This is a genomic window from Bradyrhizobium sp. UFLA05-89 (assembly GCF_059803475.1).
Window position 1 is genome coordinate 28653 of record NZ_JBANBA010000055.1, and the last position, 19929, is coordinate 48581.

Here is a 19929-nt window from a genome sequence, read left to right on the forward strand (position 1 = left end):
ATACAGTCAATTCTACTGACGTAATCTCCTGGGACTGAACGCAATGGCCGATTGGCGACCCGATCTATCGAACAGCGACAAGCCTCGCTATCTCGCAATCGCAGACGCAATCGCCGATGATATTGCCGCCGGACGGCTTGTGATCGGTGACCGTTTGCCGCCGCAACGAAAATTGGCGAAGCGCCTCGATGTTGATTTCACCACCGTTGCGCGCGGCTATGTCGAAGCCCAGAAGCGCGGGCTGATCGAATCGAAGGTCGGACAGGGAACCTTCGTTCGCGACAAGCCGCGACCGCGGCGCTCGGCGGCGACGAGCTTCCCGCCCCGTCCGGTCGACCTGTCGATGAACCTGCCCCCCGAGCCCGATGATCCCGAATTGATCGAGCGCATGCAGGCCGGCGCCGAATATGTGCTGCGCGACATCGTACCGCTCCTACGCTATCAGGGTTTTGGCGGCACGCAGGCCGACAAGGATGCCGCATCGAGCTGGCTCGGCCGCCGTGCGCTAGTGCCGGCACAGAGCCGCATCTTCGTCTCGCCGGGGGCGCATCCGGCGCTGCTCGGCATCCTCTCGATCCTTGCGAAAGCGGGCGAGGTGGTGCTGTGCGAGGCCATCACCTATCCCGGCATCAGGTCCATCGCCGCGCAGCTCGGCATCACCCTCGTCGGCCTGCCGATGGACGCTGACGGCATCGATCCGGAGGTGCTGACTAACGCGTGCAAGAAACTGAAGCCCAAGGCCATCTACCTCAATCCGACGCTGCAGAATCCTACGACCCTGACGATTCCTGATCCGCGGCGGCGCGAGATCGTGGCGATCGCGCGGCGATTCAAGCTGCCGATCATCGAGGATGATGCCTATGGCTTCATTCCCGAGCACGGCCACGGCCACGCGCCTTTTGCCGCGATCGCGCCCGATCTGACCTGGCACGTCGCGGGACTGGCGAAATGCATCGGAGCGGGCTTGCGAGCCGCCTACGTCGTCGTGCCCGATACGCGCTCGGCCTGGCCGTTTGCCTCTGCGCTGAGATCGGCGACCGTGATGGCATCGCCGCTGACCGTGGCGATCGCCACGCGGTGGATCGAGGACGGCACCGCGGACACGATGTTGCGCTTCATCCGCGCCGAGACCTCGGCGCGACAGAAGCTCGCCGCCGAAATCCTGCCCAAGGGGTCCTATCGTGGCGATCCCCTAAGCTTCAACCTGTGGGTTGCGCTGCCCGAACCATGGAATCGGTCGGCTTTCGTGGAGCATATGCGGCAGACCGGCATCGGTGTCGTCGCAAGCGATGCCTTCATCGTGAGCGATCCGCCTCCCGAGGCCGTGAGAATATGCATCGGCGGTCCCGCGACCCGGGCCCAGATCAGGGTCGCACTCGAGTACACCGCTCATGCGCTCGTCGAAACGCCGGCTCTGGCGTCGTCGTTTCTCTGATCCGAGACTAGCTCGTAACCCGTTCGCCGCGCCCATAGACCAGCAGCATGAAGATGATGACGAGGCCATAGATCACCTGCCGGCCGGCCTCGGGCATGTCCATGATCGAAAGCACGCTGTTGAGCAGCACGATCAGCACGACGCCGATCAGCGTGCCGAGATAGCGGCCGCGGCCGCCCAAAATGTTGGTGCCGCCGATCACCACCGCCGCGATCGCCGGCAATAGATAGGCATCGCCCATGCCCTGATAGGCTTTCGTGGAATAGCCAGCGAGCAGCACACCGGCGAGCGCAGCCGCACCGCCGCAGATGACGAAGCAGATCACGGTGACGCGGCGCGTGTCGACGCCGGCCAGGTATGCGGCCGCTTCCTTGTTGCCGATGGCATAGATGTAGCGGCCGAGCGCGGTGCGCTGGAGCATGATTGCGACCAGCACGGAAACCGCGGCCCAAACGAACAGGGCGTTGGGAATCCCGAGCGTGCGGTCGGCGGCGAGCGACCGCATCAAATCGGTGGCGGCCGTCTGCGGCGCGTAGCCGCCGGTATGGGCAACCATCAGGCCGCGCATCACCGCATTGACACCGAGCGTGAAGATCATCGAGGGCACGCGCAAGTAAGCAACGCCGATGCCGTTGACGAGCCCGACCAGAAGCCCGATCCCGAGCCCGACGGGAATGGCGAGCGGTCCGCCGATCGACGTCGCCATCATGGCGGCGGCTGCCAGCGTCCATGGCACCGACAGGTCGATCTGGGCGATCAGGATCACGATCATCATGCCGGCCGCCACGATGCCGAGGAAGGCACCGATCTGGAGCTGCTGCAACAGATAGGTCGGCGACAGCAGCGGCGCGCTGCCGAAACGGGCAAACGTATAGACGGTCCCCGCCACGAGGATGACGAGGATGAACAGCGCCGCAATCAGGATCGGGCGGTCGTCGCGCGAGAGGCTGAGAGAGGCCGACGTCATCGAAAGAGCTCCAGCGTGTTCCTGACGCGCAAGACGCCGAGCGCGCCGATGCTCACCGCCGCCAGCAGGATCAGGCCCTCGAACAGCGGTTGCAGCAGGGGCGCGATGTCGAAGATGCGAAACAAGAAGGAGATCACGCGCAGGATCATCGCCCCGAAGATCGAGCCGATCGCGCTGCCGGTGCCGCCGAGTAGCGAGGTGCCGCCGATCACGACGGAGGCGATGGAGTTGAGCGTATAGGCGCCGGCCTGCGGGATGTCGGCATTGCCCGAGGAGGTCTGGATCGCCAGGAAAAGACCGCCGCAGCCGGCGAAGAAGCCGGCGAGCGTGAAGGCCGCGATCTTGGCGCGGTCGATCGGCAGTCCTGACATGTAGGCTGCGCCTTCGGCCGAGCCGACCGCATAAACGGCGCGGCCGAGAACGGAGCGGCGGAACGGCACCCAGACGAGGAGCGCGATCAGGACGAGCAGCACGAACGGCACCGGAATCCACGCCACCGGCGCAAACCAGCTTGCGGCACCATCGTCGAAGATATGCACGGTCGCGGCGAAATCGCCGAGCGAATTGGTCAGCGCCCAGTTGAGATCCTCGTCGATCTTGCCGCCCGGCGTCGGCCGCAGGAACAGCGCGATGCCGATATAGACCGCACCGGTCGCGAGCGTGGCGATGATCGGCTGGATGCGTCCATAAACGACGACGCAGCCGTTGACGAAACCGGCCAGCGCGCCGATGGCGAGGCACACGACGATCCCGAGCAGGATGCCGCTGATGCCTCCGGGAAATGTGCCGAGGAAGAGATGCAGGCCGAAGATATCCAGATGCAGCGGCGTGCCTCCCGCCGTGCCCGTGAGCAGATAGCTCGCGAAGCATCCCACCATGGTCATGACGGCGCCGACCGAGAGATCGAGCCCCGACGCCAGCACGGGGACGGTCTGGGCCATGGCCAGCATGGCGAGCGCAAAGATCTCGTCGCCGTTCTGCACCAGCACGGCCGAGGAGAAGCCCTTGGGGTGCGCAAGGTTGTAGAGGACATAGAGGACGCAGAACAACAGGACAGCGGTGACGATGCCGACGTTCTGACGGGCGCGGATGGCAACATCGTCAAGCATGGACGGCCCCAGTGCCAGCCGGCGCTGCGGCGTCGATGTTCAACGCGCTCGCTATGATATTCGTCTCGGTGAGCTCGCTGCCCTCGAGCTCGCGCACGATACGGCCGTCATACATGATCGCCACCCTGTCGCAACAGCCGATCAGCTCGTCATAGTCGGTCGAGTAGAACAGGATGGCGGCGCCCTGGTCGGCGAGCTCGCGCATCAACCGGTAGAGCTCCTGCTTGGTGCCGACGTCGATGCCGCGGGTGGGATCGTTGAGCAGGATGATGCGCGGCTCGGTCATCAGCCACTTGGCGAGCACCACCTTCTGCTGGTTTCCGCCAGAAAGCGTCGAGACCGCATCGCCGGGCGCGCCGATCTTGATCTGGAGCCGCGCGATGGCGCGCTTGACAGCTTCGTTCTCCTTGGCACGGTCGACCAGAGGCCCGGTCGAGATTGCGTCGAGCGAGGCGACCACCAGATTGTCTGATATCGACATCGGCAGCATCAGGCCTTCGGTCTTGCGATCCTCGGGCACCAGCGCGATGCCGACCGACTTCGCAGCCGCGGGTGAGCCCGGCCGCACCTCGCGGTCTTCGACCGTGATGCGCCCGGAAATGCCGCGCAGCACGCCGAACAATGCGAGCAGCAGGGATTTCTGGCCCTGGCCGTCGAGGCCGCCGAGACCGACGATCTCGCCGGCGCCGACGCGCAGCGAGATGCGATCGAGACGACCTTCCCAGGACAGGTTGTCGAGCGCCAGCATCGGCTTCACCGAGGTACGGGCCGGCTTGGCAGGATATTGAGTCGCGATGTCGCGACCGATCATGAGCTGAACGATCTCAGCGGTCGAGCGCCTGCCCTTGTCGAAGGTTTCGATATGGCGTCCGTTGCGAAACACCGAGGCACGGTCGGCGAGCGCCTCGACCTCGTGCATGCGATGCGAGATGTAGAGAATGGCAACGCCCTCGGACTTGAGCCGCGCCAGCATCGCATAGACCTTCTCGACGTCGGCGCTGGTGAGAGCCGAGGTCGCCTCGTCCAGGATCAAAAGCTGCGGCTTCTTGCCGAGTGCCTTGGCGATCTCGACGATCTGACGGCGCGACAGCGGCAGGTCACGGACGCGCATCAAGGGGTTGACGTCCTCGCACCCGATCTCGGCCAGCAGCTCCTCGGCGCGGCGGCGCTGCGCCCGCGCGTCGATCAGGCCGAACCGGCGCGGCGGCGAGGCGATCGAGATGTTGTCCGCGACCGAGAGGTCGGGCATCAGCGACAGTTCCTGGAAGATGCAGACCACACCGGCGGCATTGGCAGCCGACGGCGTCGCGAAGCTCACGTCATGTCCGGCGAGGCGCATGCGGCCGCTGTCAGGCTGCACCACACCGGCGATGATCTTGATCAGCGTCGATTTGCCGGCGCCGTTCTCACCCAGCACGGCGTGGATCTTACCGCGTTCACAGGCGAAGTCGACGCCCTCCAGCGCCCGCACGCCGGCGTAGCGTTTGGAAATGCCGGACAGTTCGAGAAAGGCCGCTTGCGACGGGACCGCATCCGACATGGCGCGTGCTCACACAGCCGCGGCCCGGCCGAGGCCGGGCCGCAAGCAAGGCATCTCCAACTCGGTCACTGGGTGTTCTTTTCGCTTTGCGACATGATCTCCGGCGCGGTGAAATTCACGCCGCAGGGCGTGAACTGGTTCGGCGCGAAGAAGTTCGCGTTGAGCTCGGGCCAGTAGTTGGTGCCGGGCTTGAGATCCTTGTAGGTCGCGACCGGAATCGGGATCGAGATCAGTTGCGGCATGGGATTGCCCTGAAGTGCCGAGATCGCCGCCTTCATGGCGATGGCGACCAGCGCCGGCGACTGACCATAGGACATGCCCTTGAGGCCATCCTTGGCGTGGTCGGCGATCTGCTTGCGAAACTCGTTCTCGCCCTCGCCCGACATCGGCACGAAGGGATGCTTGGCCGACATCATCGCCTGCACAGTACCGTCGGAGCCGCCTTGCGTGAACACGCCGTCGAAATGGCCGTGCACTGCAAGCGCGTCCGCCGTCACCTTCTGCGAGGTGCCGGTATCCCAATTGCCGACCACTTCGGTGATCTTGAAGCTGTTGCCGGGCGCTTCCATCACCTCGCGGAAGCCAATATGGCGGTCACGGTCGACCGAATTGCCGGGCAGGCCACGGACCTCCAGGATGTCGCCGGACTTCTTGCCGCTTTCATCCATGATCCATTTCGCCGACATACGGCCCATTTCCTTCTGGTCCTCGTTGACCATCATCACCTTGTCGGTGTCGAGAATGTTGTCGAAGGGGACGACCACCACGTTGTTCTTGTCGGCGAGACGGATGATGCGGTCGAAGCCGTCGGGCGCCACCGCGATGGTGACGATGCCGTCAAAGCCCTGATTGATGAAGTCCTCCATCGCGCCGAGTTGCGCTGCAACATCGGTGCCGGTCGAGACCACCTTGAATTCCTTGATGTTCTCCTTGATGCCGGGCTGTTCGGCAAAAGCCTTCGCCGTCTTCACCATCTGGATGCGCCAGGTGTTGCCGACGAAGCCGTTGACGAGGGCGATCTTGTAGGGCCCCGGCTTCTTATCCCACTGGAAGAACTTGGTCTGGCTGGACCAAGGCTTGAAACATCCTGGATCGGCGCCCGGACCGGACACGACCTTGGGACCTGCCAAAGCACTGACCGGGGATAGCAGGAGACCGGCGCAAGCCAGCCCTGCAAGACGATGCGTCCATTCCATGTCCCTTCTCCTTGAGCGTTTTGCGTTTCCAACCCTTAAAGTGGCCGACGGGCCATGCTGGGAATTGGGCTTCCCATGCAATTTGCCCGGCTAGGATGGCATGCAATCTGCGATGCGCACAAGCCGAAGGCCCATCGTCGCCCTCGGCTCGCGCCGAACAAGCCAGCAAAAATCCATCACAAAAACGGGAGGCAATGCGGCCTCGTGCAGCGCGCGTGAGGACGCACCGATAGCGGCGCAAAAAAGAATGATACTCAGGGGAAAATGCACGTGGCGCCGTCGGCCTGCTGATCGGCCATGTCCACCCGCCTCGATCTGGTCAGGCGGGGCTGCTTGACGGCCTTAAGCGAACCCGAGCGATTGCGTGCCGATCATCCCGGCGAGTACGACCTGCACAATCGCGCTGAGCTTGTAGACGAGAGCAGGACGCCCGATTCCGTCACACCCGCGGCCGAGCGAGACGCCGAGCGCAATCCAGGCCGCGCCGATCGTGACGATCTGGGCCGCCAGCAAGACGAGCCATGGCATGAGATCAAAAGCGCCGAGCTCGAGCGGCAGCAGGGTGGACGCAAAGATGATCGCCTTGGGATTGAGCAGGGTCGTGATCAGCACGCGCTGAAACGTCACCGGCGCACGGCCGCCGCTGTCATCGGTGCCGTGACGCCACAGCAGCACGGCAAGATGAATCAGATAGAGCGCGACCACGATGCGCAACATGGTGCCGAGCATCGGCACCGCGATCATCAGCGGGCCCAGCAGCGCGCGCAGTGCCAGGATCGCCAGCAGGTAACCCGCGAGTTCGGCCACCAACAGATGAAGCGAGCGCGACCAGCCAACCGACGCACCGGAGGTGGCGAGCAGCGTGTTGGTCGGGCCAGGAATTGCCAGCAGCGAGACTGTGGCAGCAACGAAGGGGACGACATCCATGGCGCCTTGTTAATTGGGCTGGCGAATGGGCACCTTGATCTCGATCATGACCGCCGGCAGGTCCGAATTGCCTAGTGCGGCGCATGTTGACTTTCCACCATCCCCTCCAAATACTCGGCAAAAACAAGCATAAAGCCGCTCAAACGACGGTTCGAAGGGAGGATAGGATGCCGACTTCACGCAGGACGCTGCTGAAGACCTCGGCGGCTGCCGCCGCCGCACTCAGCCTCGATTGGAGACGCGCCCAAGCACAAGCTGAAACTTTGCGCATCGGTGTGATCTACGATCTGACTGGCCCGTTTGCGGCGGGCGGCTCGGTTGCGTCCTCGATCGGGGCACAGATCGCGATCGACCTCGTCAACGAGAAGGGCGGGATCGGCGGCAAGACCAAGATCGTCCCTGTGGCCGCGGACTCCCAGAGCAAGCCCGACGTCGCGATCAACGAGGCCACACGCCTGATCGACCAGGAGAAGGTCGACATCCTCATCGGAGTCTATGCAAGTGCACACGCGGTGCCGCTCGCCGCAAAGGTCGAGCAGCAGAAGAAGATCCTCTGGATCACGACCGCGGTCTCGACCGCCGTGTTCAAGGACAAGAACCTGCAATACGTTTTCCGCGCGCAGATTCACTCCGACCAGTATGGCCAGGCCTTCGCGGGTTTCCTCGCCGAGCATGCAAAAGGCAAGCTCGGCATGGATCCGAAGGACGTCAAGGTCGCGCTGATCCACGAGGACGGCCCCTATGGAGTGGGCGTGGCCGCCGCCGACGAGACCTATGCCAAGGAAGCCGGGATGTCGGTGGTGCTGCGCGAGGGCTATTCGGCCTCGGCGCCGGACCTCTCGGTGCTCGTGACGAAGATCAAGCGCGCCAAGGCCGACGTGATCTCGCATGCCGGATACAATCCCGACATCACGCTGTTCCTGCGCCAGGCGCGCGAGAGCGGGCTGCGCTTCAAGATGCTGTTCGGCGCCGGAGCCGGCTACAGCCAGCTCGACAAGTTGCGCACGACGTTTGGTGCGGACATCGACAATTTTTGCAACATCGACCCGGTGCCCGCGCAGTTGCTCGATCCGTCGAAGCTCGCCCCCGGCATGGGCGATCTCATCAAGACCATGGTTTCGCGCTATCAGGCGAAGACCGGCGCGACCGACGTGCCGCCGCACTGCTCGATGGGTTTCAACCAGACCTGGGTGCTGCTCAACAACGTGCTGCCGGTGGCGAAGGAAAAATACGGCAGCTTCGAGCCCGATGCGATCCGCAAGGCCGCGCTCGACGTCGACATCCCCGCGGGCGGCACCATCCAGGGCTATGGCGTGAAATTCTTTCCGCCGGGCACGCCGCTCTCCGGCCAGAACGAGCGTTCGACACCGGTCGTGATGCAAAATGCCGGCGAGCACATCTCGGTGGTGTGGCCGACGAGCATCAGAACGCAGGACCCGGTCTTCCCGCTGCCGAAGGGTTCGACCTACGCGGCATCGTGAATTGACCGCAACGCTGCACTCGCTCGCTCGCTTGCGGAGAGGATTGGGGAGTCTCCACGGGGACGGTGACAGTTGGATTCGCGGAGAGTCCCCCTCACCCGGATCGCATCTTTCGATGCGATCCAAACCGCTCCCCGCAAGCCGGGTGAGGTGACATTGCGGCGCCGCCAGAGCATCACAACACCACCCGCCTGCCCTCCTCCGCCGCCCAGTAGCCGGCGTAGTTCACCTTGATCGTCTCATAGGCGAGCGCGAGATCCGACAGCGGCTGGCGACCGGTCGCCACGCACTCCATGAAGTCCTGGATCTCCTGCAAATAGCCGCGCGTCCATTCCTCTTCGAGGCAGACATATTGCCAGCCGGTCTTGCGGTCGACCTTTTCGGTGATGTAGACGGAGGCGAGCTTCTCCTCGCTGGTCTGGTAGCTCATCAGATGCGTGTTCGGCGTGATGTTGGCGAACAGCGAGCCGCCGCTGGTGTAGGTCTCGATCAGGTTGCGCACGCCGCCCATGATCATGTCGCCGGAAAACACCGTCGCCTTGGTGCCGTCGGAGAAGGTGATGGTGAGCGTGCCCCAGTCCTCGACATCGACCGGATTGGCCTTGAGGTAGGTGCGCTCCTCCGACCTGAGACCGGCGGTGACGTTACCGACGTCGCAGGTGACGCTCGCGACACGTATCGTCTCGCCACGCGCCTTTGCCTCGACCTGCTTCAGGTACAGCACAGCGGAAAGCGGATGGCAGCCCATGCGGATCAGCGAGCCGCCGCCGGTCATGGCCCATTGCGCGGCGTGCGCGGCATGCGAGCCGGAATGGCTCTCCTCGCCTTTCATGAACAGGATCTTGTCCTTCGTCGCCCTGATGATCTCCGCGATCTTGGTCACCGCCGGCGCGTAGACCCAGTCCTCGGCATACATGAAGAGCTTGCCGGTTTGCTGTATCGCGTCGCGCGTGGCCTCCATCTCCTCCAGCACGCGCTCGTACATCAATGCCTTCGGCACGTGCTTCCCGATCGGCGGCCTGTCGCCCTCGCGGCCGAAATAGCCGGCAAAGGGTTTTTCGCAGATCACATGCTTGCCGGCTTGCATGGCCGCAACGATCATCGTCGCGTGCAGATTGGGCGGCGTGCAGATGTCGACGACGTCGATATCGGCATCTGCAATCAGGTCGGAGAAGCGGCGATAGCTGCGCGGAATCTGGTGACGGCGGGCGAATTCGACGACGTGGTCACCGCGCGCGGCAACAGCCACAACCTCGACATCCACGCCATAGACGCGCCGCAACGCATACATGTGCAGCTCCGACACGAAGCCGCAGCCTACGAGCCCCACCCTGATCTTCGCCATTGCGCCCCCCCTCGGCATGTGTTTGGGCGGCATTATAGCGAGCTTGTGGGCAGACGTATGCCTATTGCACTGAGACCCGCACCACACCTGCGCTCATCATACCGAGCGCGCGAGCGGCAGGGACGGAGAGATCGACGATGCGGCCACGGATGAACGGACCGCGATCGTTGACGCGGCATTGGATAGAGCGCGCGCCATAGGACACCGTGAGCATGCTGCCGAACGGCCGCGTCCGGTGGGCACAGGTCAACTCGCCGTTCCTGGCGGCTTTTCCGTATCCGTAATATGAGGCAAGTCCGTTTTCGGCATGCGCTAGAGAAAAGGTAGCAAGACAGAACAATAAAATCGTCAGCGCTCGCACGGCACCCCTCCGGGTTGGCCCTGCCCGGCGCTGCAAACGTGAATCTGTTCCCTGAAGTTCCAGGACTACTGCCGGTGCAAGACCGACAGTGTCATCACACATTGTTACATTTTGTGAAAAACCAGCGTGCGCAGCTCGATGCTTTCGCGCGGGGGCGCATCGGCCGGCGTGGTCGGATCGACGAAGGCGGTGTGCGGCCCGAAGCGGGTTCGGCCGTTGGTCTCGGAATCATAGCACTTCAAGAGCAGCGCTTCGTCTGGCGTCATCTCCGGGAAATAGAACCAGCGATGGTTCGGATTGTACTTCACCGAATAGGTTTCACCGCGGCGGTTGGGATAGATCAGGTCGGAGGCGACGAGATCGTCGGGCGCAACGGTCGTGCCGTCGGCCATTGCGAGCGGAGAATCGCGCAAGGGACCACGGATCGGCCGCCAGAGATTGATGACCTGCACGCGGCCCTTGAGAAGCTCCTCGGCCTCTTCCGGCAGATGCTCGCGCACACGGTTGGCGCCCGAGGTGATGGTCTGGTCGACATGGACGCGCGTTGCGGGCTGGCGCGGACCTGCACCGCGGATATCGGCGGCGCCATCGATACGCTTGCGCACGGTGTGATCGAAGATGACGACGCGATCGGCCTTCAGCGTCGCGCGGAGAAAAGCTTCGACGGCGGGATAGTAGATCGTCCTCACCTCTTCGTCGTTGTAAAAATCCTTCACGCGCGTCGGATGCCGCACCAGCGCAAAGCCTTCGCGGTCGAGCGAGAAGTTGTCCGCGATCAGACGCCCGTCGAAGATCGGAACCTGATGCGGCTCAGGCAGTGAGGTGGTTTTAGGCTCGCCAGGAGGCGGATCAAACGCGTAGGTGCGGGGTTTGCCGGATGTGGGCGCGAGATAGTTGAGCTCGGCTGTGACGAAGGGAAGCGATTCGATTTTTGTTTCTTGCAGGCCCATGGCCGGTCTCCCGATGTGGTCGTCTGGTTGATTTTTGATGGGAGCTATCGTGCGGCAAGGGGCACGGAGCAAATAGCAATGCAGCTGTTACCGGGAATGCAGAACGCAGAAGGAATATTTCGACAATGGCAGCCGAGACGGAAACCTCGTTCTCACCTCACGAATGCTTGAGTATTTGTGACGTCTCGTACCCCGGATGCAGCGCATCACGCAGTGGCGCGCTGCTCAGCCGGGGCCCATGTTGCCGAGAGCGCTCCGTGCGGCGTGGGTCCCGGCTCTGCGGCGCAGCGCTGCGCGCTGCACCGCGTCCGGGACACGAGAAACAGCCTACAATCCCGCTTTCGCGATCGCGTCCGAGAAGCTGCGATCGACGATCTCCGCCGCGTCGAGCTTCTGCTTGATCAGGCCCCAGCGGAAATAGAGATCGATCGTGCCCTGCTCATCCGTGACCATGCTGTCGTCGATCGGCGTGACGCGGATTTTTGCGCGCGAGAGCCAGTTGAGCGGCACCGCGGTCGGGATGTTCATCAGTTTGCCCCAGGTCTCGGCATAGCTGTTCACGTTGTTGATCGACCAGGCGCGCGCGGCGGTGAGTCGACGGATGAAATCCGTCAGCTCGGCCCGCTTGTCGCGGATTGCCTCGGGCCGCGCGACCTGGAAGCTGAGGCCTGGCGTCAGGCCTTCGGAAGTGATGACATGACGCGACTTGAACAGCACCTCCTCCTGGCTGATATAGGGCTCCCAGGTCGACCATGCATCGACTGAGCCTTGCGTGTAGGCGATCTTCGCATCCGACGGCGCGAGGAACGTGATCTGCACGTCGGTTGCGCTCCAGCCGCGCTTCTCCAACGCCGCCAGGATGAGCTGATGGCCGATCGAGCCACGGCCGGTTGCGATCTTCTTGCCACGCAGATCGTCAAAGCTCTTGATCGGCGAGTTCTCGGGCACGAGGATTGCAAGGCTCTCGCCGGTCTGCCGGTTCGCCGCGATCGCCTTCACCGGCGCGCCGGAGGCTGCCGCGAAGGTGAAGGGCGCATCGCCGACAAGCCCGGTCTCGATCGCGCCGGCGCTCAGCGCCTCGAGCAGCGGCGCCGCCGCCGGAAACTCCTTCCACTCGATCTTGTACGGGACATCGTTGAGCTGGCCTGCCGCTTCCATCACGGCCCGCGCATTGCCCTTCTGGTCACCGACGCGCAAGGTTGTTTGCGCTGCTGCGAGGTCGAACGAACCGAACAGCAGCGCGCCGGCGAGCATCAGCCTGATCATTCCGCCGCCTCGCCGCGGGCGACCTGACGCTTGGCGATGAGCTCACGCGTAAGCGGGATCAGTTCGCGGCCGTATTCGATGGCATCGATCAGCGGATCGAAGCCGCGGATCAGGAAGTGCGAAATGCCGAGGTCGTAGTAGTCGCCGAAGGCTTCGGCGACCTGCTCGGGCGTACCGACCAGCGCTGTGGTGTTGCTGTTGGCGCCCGTCAGCTTTGCGATCTCGGTCCACAGACGCTTGTCGATGCGGCTGCCCTGGTCGGCGAGCGCGAGCAGGCGCCGTGCACCGGCGGTAGCATGACCGTCGGCCGGCTTGCGGTAACCGGTCTTGTCCTGAAGCTCGCTCGCACGCGCCAGAATCGCTTCCGCCTTTTCCCAAGCCTGCTTTTCGGTCAGGGCGATGATCGGCCGGACGGAGAGGCTGAAGCGCGGCGTCGGCCGGCCGTGCCTTACCGCCGCGTTGTGGACGCGTGAGGTGACGTCACGCACCTGCGCATAGGATTCGCCCCACAGCGCGAAGGTGTCGGCGTGCTTGCCCGCGACGTCGACGGCGGCATCGGAAGCGCCGCCGAAATAGATGCGAATTCCGCCCGGATTGTACGGCTTCACCTGCGCAAATCCGTTTTCGACCTGGTAGTGCCTGCCCTTGTAGGTGAAGGGCTTGTCACTGGTCCATTCCAGCCTCACGATGTCCAGGAATTCGCTGGTGCGGGCGTAACGCTCGTCCTTGTCGTCGAGCGTGTTGCCGTCCTGCCGCAGCTCGGTGGCATTGCCGCCGGTGATGACGTGCAGCGCGACGCGGCCGCGCGAGAGCTGATCGAGCACCGCGAACTGGCGCGCCAGCAGCGTCGGCGCGGTGAAGCCGGGACGCTGCGCGATCAGTACATTGAGGCGATTGGTGACGTTCAGCACGTGCTGGGCCACCTGAAGGGCGTCCGGGCTCGTCGAATTGAACGCGAGCAACGCGCGATCGAAACCGGCATTTTCGTGCGCCTTGGCAACCGCCTCGATATGGGTGGGGTTCAGGACCGGCCCCTCGCGGACGACGGTCTCGGACGAATTGTTGTTGCTGATGAAGCCGATGAACTCGATCGACATTGATCTCGTCTCCTGTGTGATTTTCAAAGTCCCAGCGCGGCACGGCCAAGGCCAATGCGCGTCGAATCGTCCTGCGGCGTGTGCACGCGGCCGCACAGCACGTCGCGATAGTGCCGCTCCAGCGGGTTGGTGCGGCTAAGCCCGTGATTGCCGGTGAGTGAGAGCGCATCCTCGACCACCGCGACCGCATTGTTGGTCACGGTGAGCTTGATCGCGTTGGACTCCGATGCCGACAGCTCGACACCGTCATCGAAGTCGCCGGCGAACGAATTGATCAGCCGGGCATTGACGGCGAGCCGGGCTTCGATGGCGCCGAGGACCTCCTGGGCGCGCGCCAGCGTCGCAAGCGGCGCACCGAGGCTGGAGGGCACACGCGTCTTCAGAAAGTCGATCAGCCAGTCGCGCGCGGCGCGCGCGACGCCGTCATAGATCGCGGCAATGAAGACGGTATGGGTGGTGGCCTGCGTGGCATCGAGCCCACGCCAGTCCGCAGGTCTGCGGACATCAACCTCGTAATCGAGCGGGAATACGACGTCGTCGAAGATGACGTCGTGGCTGCCGCTGGCGCGTAGCCCGTGATGGTCCCAGGTCTCGACGATGCGCGTGCCCGGCAGGCCTGCCGGCACCAGGAATTGCCCGACGCGCGGCTCCGCCTCGTCGGTCCTCGCCCAGACCAGGTACCATTTCAGGATCGGCGCGCCGGTCGAATAGATCTTGTGTCCGGACAGGCGCCAGCCGGTCTCGGTCCGTCGCGCGATCGTGGCAGGCAGGCCGCCGCGCGCGGGCGAGCCGAGCTCCGGCTCGACGCGCAGCGCGTTGACCAGCGCTACGCCCTCCACCGTCTCGCGGGCGAGCTTGCGCGACAGGCGGCCTGGCCAGGTCGGGCTGCGCGCCATCACCAGATGGTTGATGCTGTGCATCGAGAGCACCAGCGCGGTGGACGGATCTGCCTGGGCGATGATGCCGACGATCCGCGTCGCAAAGCGCACGCCTGCACCGGCACCGCCGAGCGCGGCAGGCACCGTCAGTGACAACAGGCCGGCTTCTGACAACTCCTTGAAATTCTCGAAGGGAAAGCTGGCCGCGCGGTCGTGCTCGGCGGCACGACCGGCGAAGACCGCGGCGAGGCCCTGCGCACGCTCGATGCAGTCCGGCTCGCCTTGCGCCGCGCGGCCTTTTGCGGCCGAGTTGCCCTGCGGTGTCACCATGTGGCGTCGAGCCCCAGCAGGCCGAGGATCTGGCGGCGCAGCTCCGCGAGATAGGGATCGCCGCGGTGGCGCGGATAGGGCCGGTCGACGCGGATGTCGGCCTTGACGCGCGCCGGACGCTCGCTGAACACGATGACGCGGTTGGCGAGGAACAGCGCCTCTTCCGCATCGTGCGTCACAAGGAGCGTCGTAAAGCCCTTGCGCTGCCACAGGGAGACGAGCTCGGCCTGCATGGTGATGCGGGTGAGCGAGTCGAGCTTGCCGAGCGGCTCGTCGAGGATCAGGATTTTTGGATCGTTGACGAGCGCACGCGCGAGCGCTACGCGCTGCGCCATGCCGCCGGAGAGCTGATGCGGATAGGCGTTGCGAAACTCCGACAGCCCGACGAGATCGAGTGCGGCATCGACGCGCGAACGCTGGCTCTTCAGAATGCCCTGCGCTTCGAGGCCGAGCGCAACGTTGTCCCAGACCGTGCGCCAGGGAAACAGTGTCGGATCCTGGAACACGACCACGCGCGAGGGATGCGGGTGCGTAATGCGGGTCTCATCCTCGCGCAAGGCGCCTGCCCGCGGTTTCTCGAGGCCCGCGACCAGCCGCAGCAACGTGGACTTGCCGCAGCCGGACGGACCCAGCAGCGCGACGAACTCGCCTGGCTCGACTGCGATGCTGACATCCGTGAGCACCGGAAGCTCGGTGCCGTCGATGTCAAAGGCGTGGCTCACCTGCTCTATGTCGAGCGCGGCACCGGCGGCGGGATAAGTGATGACTTCGGCCGTCGCTACCATTTCACGGTCCCCTTCTGCCACACCAGAAAGCGATCGCGGATCGCGAACAATAGCGTAATCGCGCCGGAGCAGAGCAGCGACATCACGATCAGCGCCGCATACATGTTGGCGTAGGCGGCCCAGCCCTGCGCCCATTGCAGGTACCAGCCGAGCCCCGCCTTGACGCCGATCATCTCGGCCGTGACCACCACGGCGAACGATGCGCCGAGCCCCATGAACAGGCCGACGAAGACGTGTGGCAGCGCCGCCGGGATTGCGACCTTCAGCACCAGGAACGACGGCTTGGCACCTAACGTACGTGCGACGTCGTAATAGGCGCTGCTGACGCTTGCGACGCCCGACCAGGTCAGGACCGTCACGGGAAAGCCGGTCGCAAGCGCGATCAAGAAGGTCGAGGCGCTCCAGCTCGACGGAAAGGTGAAGAAGGCGATTGGCAACCACGCGGTCGCCGGTACCGGACCAATGAACCGCAGCACAGGATGCACCCAATAACCGACCGAGCGGGACCAGCCGATCGAGACTCCGGTCAGGAAGCCGATCGTCGCGCCGATCAGATAGCCGCCGGTCAGCAGCTTGACCGAGGCGATGACACTGTCGAGCAGCTTCGGCAGATCGTCGGTATAGACCTCGATGATCGCCTGCGGCGGCGGGAAGAACGGCAACGGCAACCAGGCGAATTTTGCAGTGGCAACCTCCCACACCGACAGGAACAGGCCCAATGCCAGCAGCCACGGCGCACGCTTGCGCAAGGCACTTCCAGCCGGGCCGAGATAGTCGACGCCGACCGTTCCGAACAGGGCGAAGGCGGCAATGATGAAGGCGGCGATGCCGAGCGAATGCGTGCGCGACCAGTCGCCGACATCCTCCCACCACAGGCAGGACAGGCCGAAGGCGATCCAGGCGAGGCTCGCCGCGACGCCGGGGCCGGTTTCCTTCAACCAGCCGGAAAGCGCGACCCCGCGCGGCGCGCCGGAGGCAACGCCGTCAGACAGCGAATACGTCGACATAGATGCGCTCCGCGAATTTGGCGGTGTCGGTGCTCTGCTTGAAGACCTGCACGCTCTTCAGGTCGTCCGCATAGGCCTTGAGCTCACGCTTGAGCGCCTCGCCGACGGGATGGTGATGATGGGTGTGGTAGCGCACCATGCCTTCGATGTCGGCGAGCGTCGCAGCCTTCGGCGCATACGGCTGGAACGACTTTGCGGCCCTTTCCGGATTCTGCGACGAGAACATCGCTGCATCCAACAGCGCCTGCGTGATTGCACGAGCGACCTGCGGCTCGTCGCGCACCAGGCTGCCACGCAAGCCCAAGATGCAGCAGCTCTTGTCGCGATATTCGCCGTCGAGATTGGAGGCGACTTCCTTGTACTGACCGTCCTTGAGCCAGAGATAGCCGAGCGGATCGGATGACAGGAAAGCCTGCACCTCACCCTTCTGGACCGCAACATCCAGCAGGTTACCGGGATAGGCGCGCCAGTCGACGTCCTTGGTCGGATCGATACCGAGCTTTGCGAGCTGGATCGAGAAGAAATTCTTGTCGGGGCCGCCGAGATCACCCACGGCAACGATCTTGCCCTTGAGATCCGCAAGCTTGTCAACGCCGGAATTCGCGCGCGACAGCACGCGCATGCAGCCGCCATGGGTGCCGGCCGCGATCTTGACGTCAAAGCCCTGCTCCAGCGGCTTCAGCCAGCGCAGCGCCATGCCTAGACCGGCGTCGCTCTTGCCGGTCGCGATCGCCTCCAGGAGCTGATCGGTCGAGCCGGAATAGTTGACGAGCTCGACGTCGAGATTCTGTTTCTGGAAGAAGCCGTGCTCGATCGCCACGGGGACCGGCGCGAGGCAAACGGCGCCCGCATTCCACGACAGTTTGAGCTTGCGCGGCGCCCCGGTGAGCGCCGGTGCATCGGAGGACGTCTGGCACAGCGGGAACTCGTTGAAATCGATCGCCGGCGTGATCGCGCGCGGCGCAAAGGCCTGCGCACCGATGGCCCCGAGTGGCGCCGCGAAGGCCGCAGCGAAACCCGCCTGGAGCAAATGGCGCCGATCAAGACCCGATCCGCCGCGCTTGTTCTCGTTGCTATCCATTTGCTTCGGCCCCTCATTGCCCCAAAGCTCCGTCCCCACGCAACGCATCACGTTGCGCATGTTCCGTGCGGAGCTGCGTTAGGAGAAAAAATTTCTCGAGGCGATCCCTCGCCTCTTCACTGCGATGCGCAAATGATGCGGCGCGTTGGCCGCATCGTCAATGAAATGGAATTTCGAATGTTGCGAGCAGCACAGTCATTCTCTCCACCGACGCACGCATCGACGACGAAACGTTTTCTTCGAGTTCGGTGCGATCTGCTTGTAATCACGCACCGCTCTGGCTACCCATCGCCTGCACAATCTTCACGCATATCTGCCGTCGCGCACATCGCCTTCTCGTGAGCACCCGTTCAATGAAAGGTCCTTCTGGCGAGTGCGTGCAATTCGGTTGGCCGTTTCATTGACTGCGGCCTCTCCGCTCATAGACTTGATCATCCCACTGCATCGTCGCTCACGCCATGTGAGCCAGGAAGAACAAGAAGCATCTTATGAGCATCAACTCCGACTCCCGCGATCACTCCCTCACGCGCAGGCTTGCAGCATCGCTGATCGCCGCCGCCATTACCCTCTCGACGGCTGCCGCATCGTTCGCGGCCGACACGGTCGTGCTGCGTGTCGGCGATCAGAAGGGCGGCAATCGCTCGCTGCTCGACATCTCCGGCTACGCCAAGGATCTGCCCTACAGAATCGAATGGTCGGAATTTCCCGCGGCGGCACCAATTCTCGAAGCGCTCAACGCCGGCGCGCTCGACGTCGGCTACACCGGCGATCTCTCCTTTCTCTCGGTCTATGCCGCGGGCGCGCCGATCAAGGCGATCGGCGGCACCAAATCGGACGCGAAGACGCAGGCCATCCTCGTGCGGCAGGATTCACCGATCAGGTCGGCCGCCGACCTCAAAGGCAAGCGCCTCGCCGGCACGCGCGGCGGCTGGGGCCAGTTCCTGATCGATGCGACGCTCGAGAAGGCGCAGATCAAGCTCGACGACGCGACCTTTGCGCCGCTCGGCCCGGTCGACGCCAAGATCGCGCTCGTCGCAGGCTCGGTGGATGCGTGGGCGGTATGGGAGCCGTACATCTCGTTCGCGACACTGAAGGACAAGGCGCGCGTGATCGCCGACGGCGAAGGATTGACACCGACCATCACCTTCATCGTCGCCTCCGACAGTGCCATCGCCAGCAAGCGCGCCGCCGTGCAGGATTTCTTGCAGCGCCTCAGCAAGGCGCGACTATGGTCGCTCGATCACATCAGTGAGTATGCGAAGAACACTGCCGAGCTGACCAAATTGCCGGAGGACGTGCTGCTCAGCGCCTACACCGCGCAGCGCACCAGCCCGATCGTGATTGACGAGAACGTGGTCAAGGAGGTGCAGGAGGCCTCCGACCGCGCCACCCGTTACGGCATCCTGCCGAAGAAGCTCGACGTCAGCCAGGCCGTCGACCGCAGCTTCACGGCGGCCGCGGCAGGATCGAACTGAGGAGCCCGGAGATGAGCGGTCCGTTCTTCAAGGCCGGACCGCTTCACCTCGCGGCGATCGTGCTGGCGCACCTCGCCTGCATGGCGGCGATGGTCTGGTTCTCACTGTGAGAGCGGCTACGCTTAAGAAAAAGATGAGAAGAAGATAAGGCCCGCTTAAGGACTCGCGGGCTGCCTCGGCCCTAGCATCACCTCCGGTGACGTCCATGCCTCCTCCGCATCAATCGGAGGCCGCGTGGCGCCGTATTTCAGGAGGATTTGATCCATGACCATTTCATCACCCACACCTTCTCCCTCGCATTCGGACAACAACACTGTCTGGAACCGCTACCGGATCGCCGCCCTCTATGCTTTCCTGACGACCTGCATCTCCTCGACCAGCCCTGCCATGGCGGCGATGGAATGCGCCTCGGGCTATGTATGGCGGGTCGCCGTTCCGAGCGACCTCGTCTGCGTCACGCCGGAGTCAAGGAGCGTCGTCGCAAGCGAGAACGCAAGGGCCGCCAGCCGGCATCTACCCGGCAGCGACACATGCCAGTCGGGATATGTCTGGCGCGAGGCGTATTACGGCGACAAGGTGTGCACGACGCCTGAGCGCCGCAGCGAGGTTCACCAGGAGAACCGCGTCGCATCGCAGCGCGTCGCGCAATAGCCGCGACTGCAAGCCGCGACGGAAGGGGGCGTCAGAGCAACCGGAATT

General features: G+C 64.0%; 18 protein-coding genes. 4 read left to right on the plus strand and 14 right to left on the minus strand.

The genetic code is table 11. The annotated features are described in order from the left end of the window. The first annotated feature begins 43 nt into the window (after positions 1 to 43). Complete coding sequence (locus tag SO139_RS25800) at positions 44 to 1435, plus strand: aminotransferase-like domain-containing protein (RefSeq protein ID WP_449378984.1); 1392 nt, start codon at positions 44 to 46, stop codon at positions 1433 to 1435. Positions 1436 to 1442: 7 nt separating this feature from the next. On the opposite strand, the gene SO139_RS25805 is transcribed toward SO139_RS25800, so the two are convergent. The 5 genes from SO139_RS25805 to SO139_RS25825 form a co-directional block, all read right to left on the minus strand. Further along, complete coding sequence (locus SO139_RS25805; RefSeq protein WP_449378985.1) at positions 1443 to 2402, minus strand: ABC transporter permease; 960 nt, start codon at positions 2400 to 2402, stop codon at positions 1443 to 1445. Beyond that, positions 2399 to 3511 carry an ABC transporter permease gene (locus SO139_RS25810; RefSeq protein WP_449378986.1) on the minus strand — a complete coding sequence of 371 codons (1113 nt, stop codon included), beginning with the start codon at positions 3509 to 3511 and terminating at the stop codon, positions 2399 to 2401. Before SO139_RS25810 ends, SO139_RS25805 begins: the two co-directional genes overlap by 4 nt. Next, positions 3504 to 5051: a sugar ABC transporter ATP-binding protein gene (locus tag SO139_RS25815; protein WP_449378987.1), complete on the minus strand. Its 1548-nt coding sequence runs from the start codon at positions 5049 to 5051 to the stop codon at positions 3504 to 3506. The genes SO139_RS25810 and SO139_RS25815 overlap by 8 nt, the downstream gene beginning before the upstream one ends. Positions 5052 to 5116: 65 nt before the next feature. Further along, positions 5117 to 6247 carry a sugar ABC transporter substrate-binding protein gene (locus tag SO139_RS25820; protein ID WP_474799159.1) on the minus strand — a complete coding sequence of 377 codons (1131 nt, stop codon included), beginning with the start codon at positions 6245 to 6247 and terminating at the stop codon, positions 5117 to 5119. Between the two features lie 342 nt (positions 6248 to 6589). Next, positions 6590 to 7174 carry a LysE family translocator gene (locus SO139_RS25825; RefSeq protein WP_449378989.1) on the minus strand — a complete coding sequence of 195 codons (585 nt, stop codon included), beginning with the start codon at positions 7172 to 7174 and terminating at the stop codon, positions 6590 to 6592. A 167-nt stretch (positions 7175 to 7341) separates the two neighbouring features. Here SO139_RS25825 and SO139_RS25830 point away from each other — a divergent pair, with 167 nt between their 5' ends. Continuing rightward, a complete protein-coding gene (locus SO139_RS25830; protein WP_449378990.1) occupies positions 7342 to 8655 on the plus strand; it encodes an ABC transporter substrate-binding protein in 1314 nt (437 codons plus the stop codon). A 175-nt stretch (positions 8656 to 8830) separates the two neighbouring features. Here the strand turns inward: SO139_RS25830 and SO139_RS25835 are convergent, their stop codons facing one another. The 9 genes from SO139_RS25835 to SO139_RS25875 all read right to left on the minus strand — a co-directional run bounded on the left by SO139_RS25835 (position 8831) and on the right by SO139_RS25875 (position 17755). Then, positions 8831 to 10000 carry a Gfo/Idh/MocA family protein gene (locus SO139_RS25835; protein ID WP_449378991.1) on the minus strand — a complete coding sequence of 390 codons (1170 nt, stop codon included), beginning with the start codon at positions 9998 to 10000 and terminating at the stop codon, positions 8831 to 8833. Positions 10001 to 10061: 61 nt separating this feature from the next. Next, positions 10062 to 10361, minus strand: a complete 300-nt coding sequence (locus SO139_RS25840) for a septal ring lytic transglycosylase RlpA family protein (RefSeq protein WP_449378992.1) — start codon at positions 10359 to 10361, stop codon at positions 10062 to 10064. A 104-nt stretch (positions 10362 to 10465) separates the two neighbouring features. Next, positions 10466 to 11311: a CmcJ/NvfI family oxidoreductase gene (locus SO139_RS25845; RefSeq protein WP_449378993.1), complete on the minus strand. Its 846-nt coding sequence runs from the start codon at positions 11309 to 11311 to the stop codon at positions 10466 to 10468. A 327-nt stretch (positions 11312 to 11638) separates the two neighbouring features. Further along, positions 11639 to 12577 (minus strand): ABC transporter substrate-binding protein, encoded by a 939-nt coding sequence (locus SO139_RS25850; RefSeq protein ID WP_449378994.1) that lies wholly within the window; start codon positions 12575 to 12577, stop codon positions 11639 to 11641. Beyond that, positions 12574 to 13674 carry an LLM class flavin-dependent oxidoreductase gene (locus SO139_RS25855; protein WP_449378995.1) on the minus strand — a complete coding sequence of 367 codons (1101 nt, stop codon included), beginning with the start codon at positions 13672 to 13674 and terminating at the stop codon, positions 12574 to 12576. Before SO139_RS25855 ends, SO139_RS25850 begins: the two co-directional genes overlap by 4 nt. 23 nt (positions 13675 to 13697) lie before the next feature. After that, positions 13698 to 14882 (minus strand): acyl-CoA dehydrogenase family protein, encoded by a 1185-nt coding sequence (locus SO139_RS25860; protein WP_449378996.1) that lies wholly within the window; start codon positions 14880 to 14882, stop codon positions 13698 to 13700. Continuing rightward, positions 14876 to 15667 (minus strand): ABC transporter ATP-binding protein, encoded by a 792-nt coding sequence (locus SO139_RS25865; protein ID WP_449378997.1) that lies wholly within the window; start codon positions 15665 to 15667, stop codon positions 14876 to 14878. Before SO139_RS25865 ends, SO139_RS25860 begins: the two co-directional genes overlap by 7 nt. Beyond that, positions 15661 to 16674: an ABC transporter permease gene (locus SO139_RS25870; RefSeq protein ID WP_449378998.1), complete on the minus strand. Its 1014-nt coding sequence runs from the start codon at positions 16672 to 16674 to the stop codon at positions 15661 to 15663. Before SO139_RS25870 ends, SO139_RS25865 begins: the two co-directional genes overlap by 7 nt. After that, positions 16652 to 17755 (minus strand): ABC transporter substrate-binding protein, encoded by a 1104-nt coding sequence (locus tag SO139_RS25875; protein WP_449378999.1) that lies wholly within the window; start codon positions 17753 to 17755, stop codon positions 16652 to 16654. The genes SO139_RS25870 and SO139_RS25875 overlap by 23 nt, the downstream gene beginning before the upstream one ends. Before the next feature lie 488 nt (positions 17756 to 18243). Here SO139_RS25875 and SO139_RS25880 point away from each other — a divergent pair, with 488 nt between their 5' ends. After that, positions 18244 to 19230 carry an ABC transporter substrate-binding protein gene (locus SO139_RS25880; protein ID WP_449379000.1) on the plus strand — a complete coding sequence of 329 codons (987 nt, stop codon included), beginning with the start codon at positions 18244 to 18246 and terminating at the stop codon, positions 19228 to 19230. A gap of 264 nt (positions 19231 to 19494) precedes the next feature. Beyond that, positions 19495 to 19881: a hypothetical protein gene (locus tag SO139_RS25885; protein WP_449379001.1), complete on the plus strand. Its 387-nt coding sequence runs from the start codon at positions 19495 to 19497 to the stop codon at positions 19879 to 19881. Positions 19882 to 19929 lie beyond the last annotated feature (48 nt).

Excerpts from the sequence above, each read along its gene's own strand:
- SO139_RS25825 (WP_449378989.1), bottom strand. The coding sequence starts at position 7,174 with ATGGATGTCGTCCCCTTCGTTGCTGCCACAGTCTCGCTGCTGGCAATT.
- SO139_RS25885 (WP_449379001.1), top strand. The coding sequence starts at position 19,495 with ATGACCATTTCATCACCCACACCTTCTCCCTCGCATTCGGACAACAAC.
- SO139_RS25820 (WP_474799159.1), bottom strand. The coding sequence starts at position 6,247 with ATGGAATGGACGCATCGTCTTGCAGGGCTGGCTTGCGCCGGTCTCCTG.
- SO139_RS25830 (WP_449378990.1), top strand. The coding sequence starts at position 7,342 with ATGCCGACTTCACGCAGGACGCTGCTGAAGACCTCGGCGGCTGCCGCC.
- SO139_RS25860 (WP_449378996.1), bottom strand. The coding sequence starts at position 14,882 with ATGGTGACACCGCAGGGCAACTCGGCCGCAAAAGGCCGCGCGGCGCAA.
- SO139_RS25870 (WP_449378998.1), bottom strand. The coding sequence starts at position 16,674 with ATGTCGACGTATTCGCTGTCTGACGGCGTTGCCTCCGGCGCGCCGCGC.
- SO139_RS25815 (WP_449378987.1), bottom strand. The coding sequence starts at position 5,051 with ATGTCGGATGCGGTCCCGTCGCAAGCGGCCTTTCTCGAACTGTCCGGC.
- SO139_RS25800 (WP_449378984.1), top strand. The coding sequence starts at position 44 with ATGGCCGATTGGCGACCCGATCTATCGAACAGCGACAAGCCTCGCTAT.
- SO139_RS25850 (WP_449378994.1), bottom strand. The coding sequence starts at position 12,577 with ATGATCAGGCTGATGCTCGCCGGCGCGCTGCTGTTCGGTTCGTTCGAC.
- SO139_RS25805 (WP_449378985.1), bottom strand. The coding sequence starts at position 2,402 with ATGACGTCGGCCTCTCTCAGCCTCTCGCGCGACGACCGCCCGATCCTG.
- SO139_RS25810 (WP_449378986.1), bottom strand. The coding sequence starts at position 3,511 with ATGCTTGACGATGTTGCCATCCGCGCCCGTCAGAACGTCGGCATCGTC.
- SO139_RS25845 (WP_449378993.1), bottom strand. The coding sequence starts at position 11,311 with ATGGGCCTGCAAGAAACAAAAATCGAATCGCTTCCCTTCGTCACAGCC.
- SO139_RS25875 (WP_449378999.1), bottom strand. The coding sequence starts at position 17,755 with ATGGATAGCAACGAGAACAAGCGCGGCGGATCGGGTCTTGATCGGCGC.
- SO139_RS25880 (WP_449379000.1), top strand. The coding sequence starts at position 18,244 with ATGAGCATCAACTCCGACTCCCGCGATCACTCCCTCACGCGCAGGCTT.
- SO139_RS25865 (WP_449378997.1), bottom strand. The coding sequence starts at position 15,667 with ATGGTAGCGACGGCCGAAGTCATCACTTATCCCGCCGCCGGTGCCGCG.
- SO139_RS25855 (WP_449378995.1), bottom strand. The coding sequence starts at position 13,674 with ATGTCGATCGAGTTCATCGGCTTCATCAGCAACAACAATTCGTCCGAG.
- SO139_RS25835 (WP_449378991.1), bottom strand. The coding sequence starts at position 10,000 with ATGGCGAAGATCAGGGTGGGGCTCGTAGGCTGCGGCTTCGTGTCGGAG.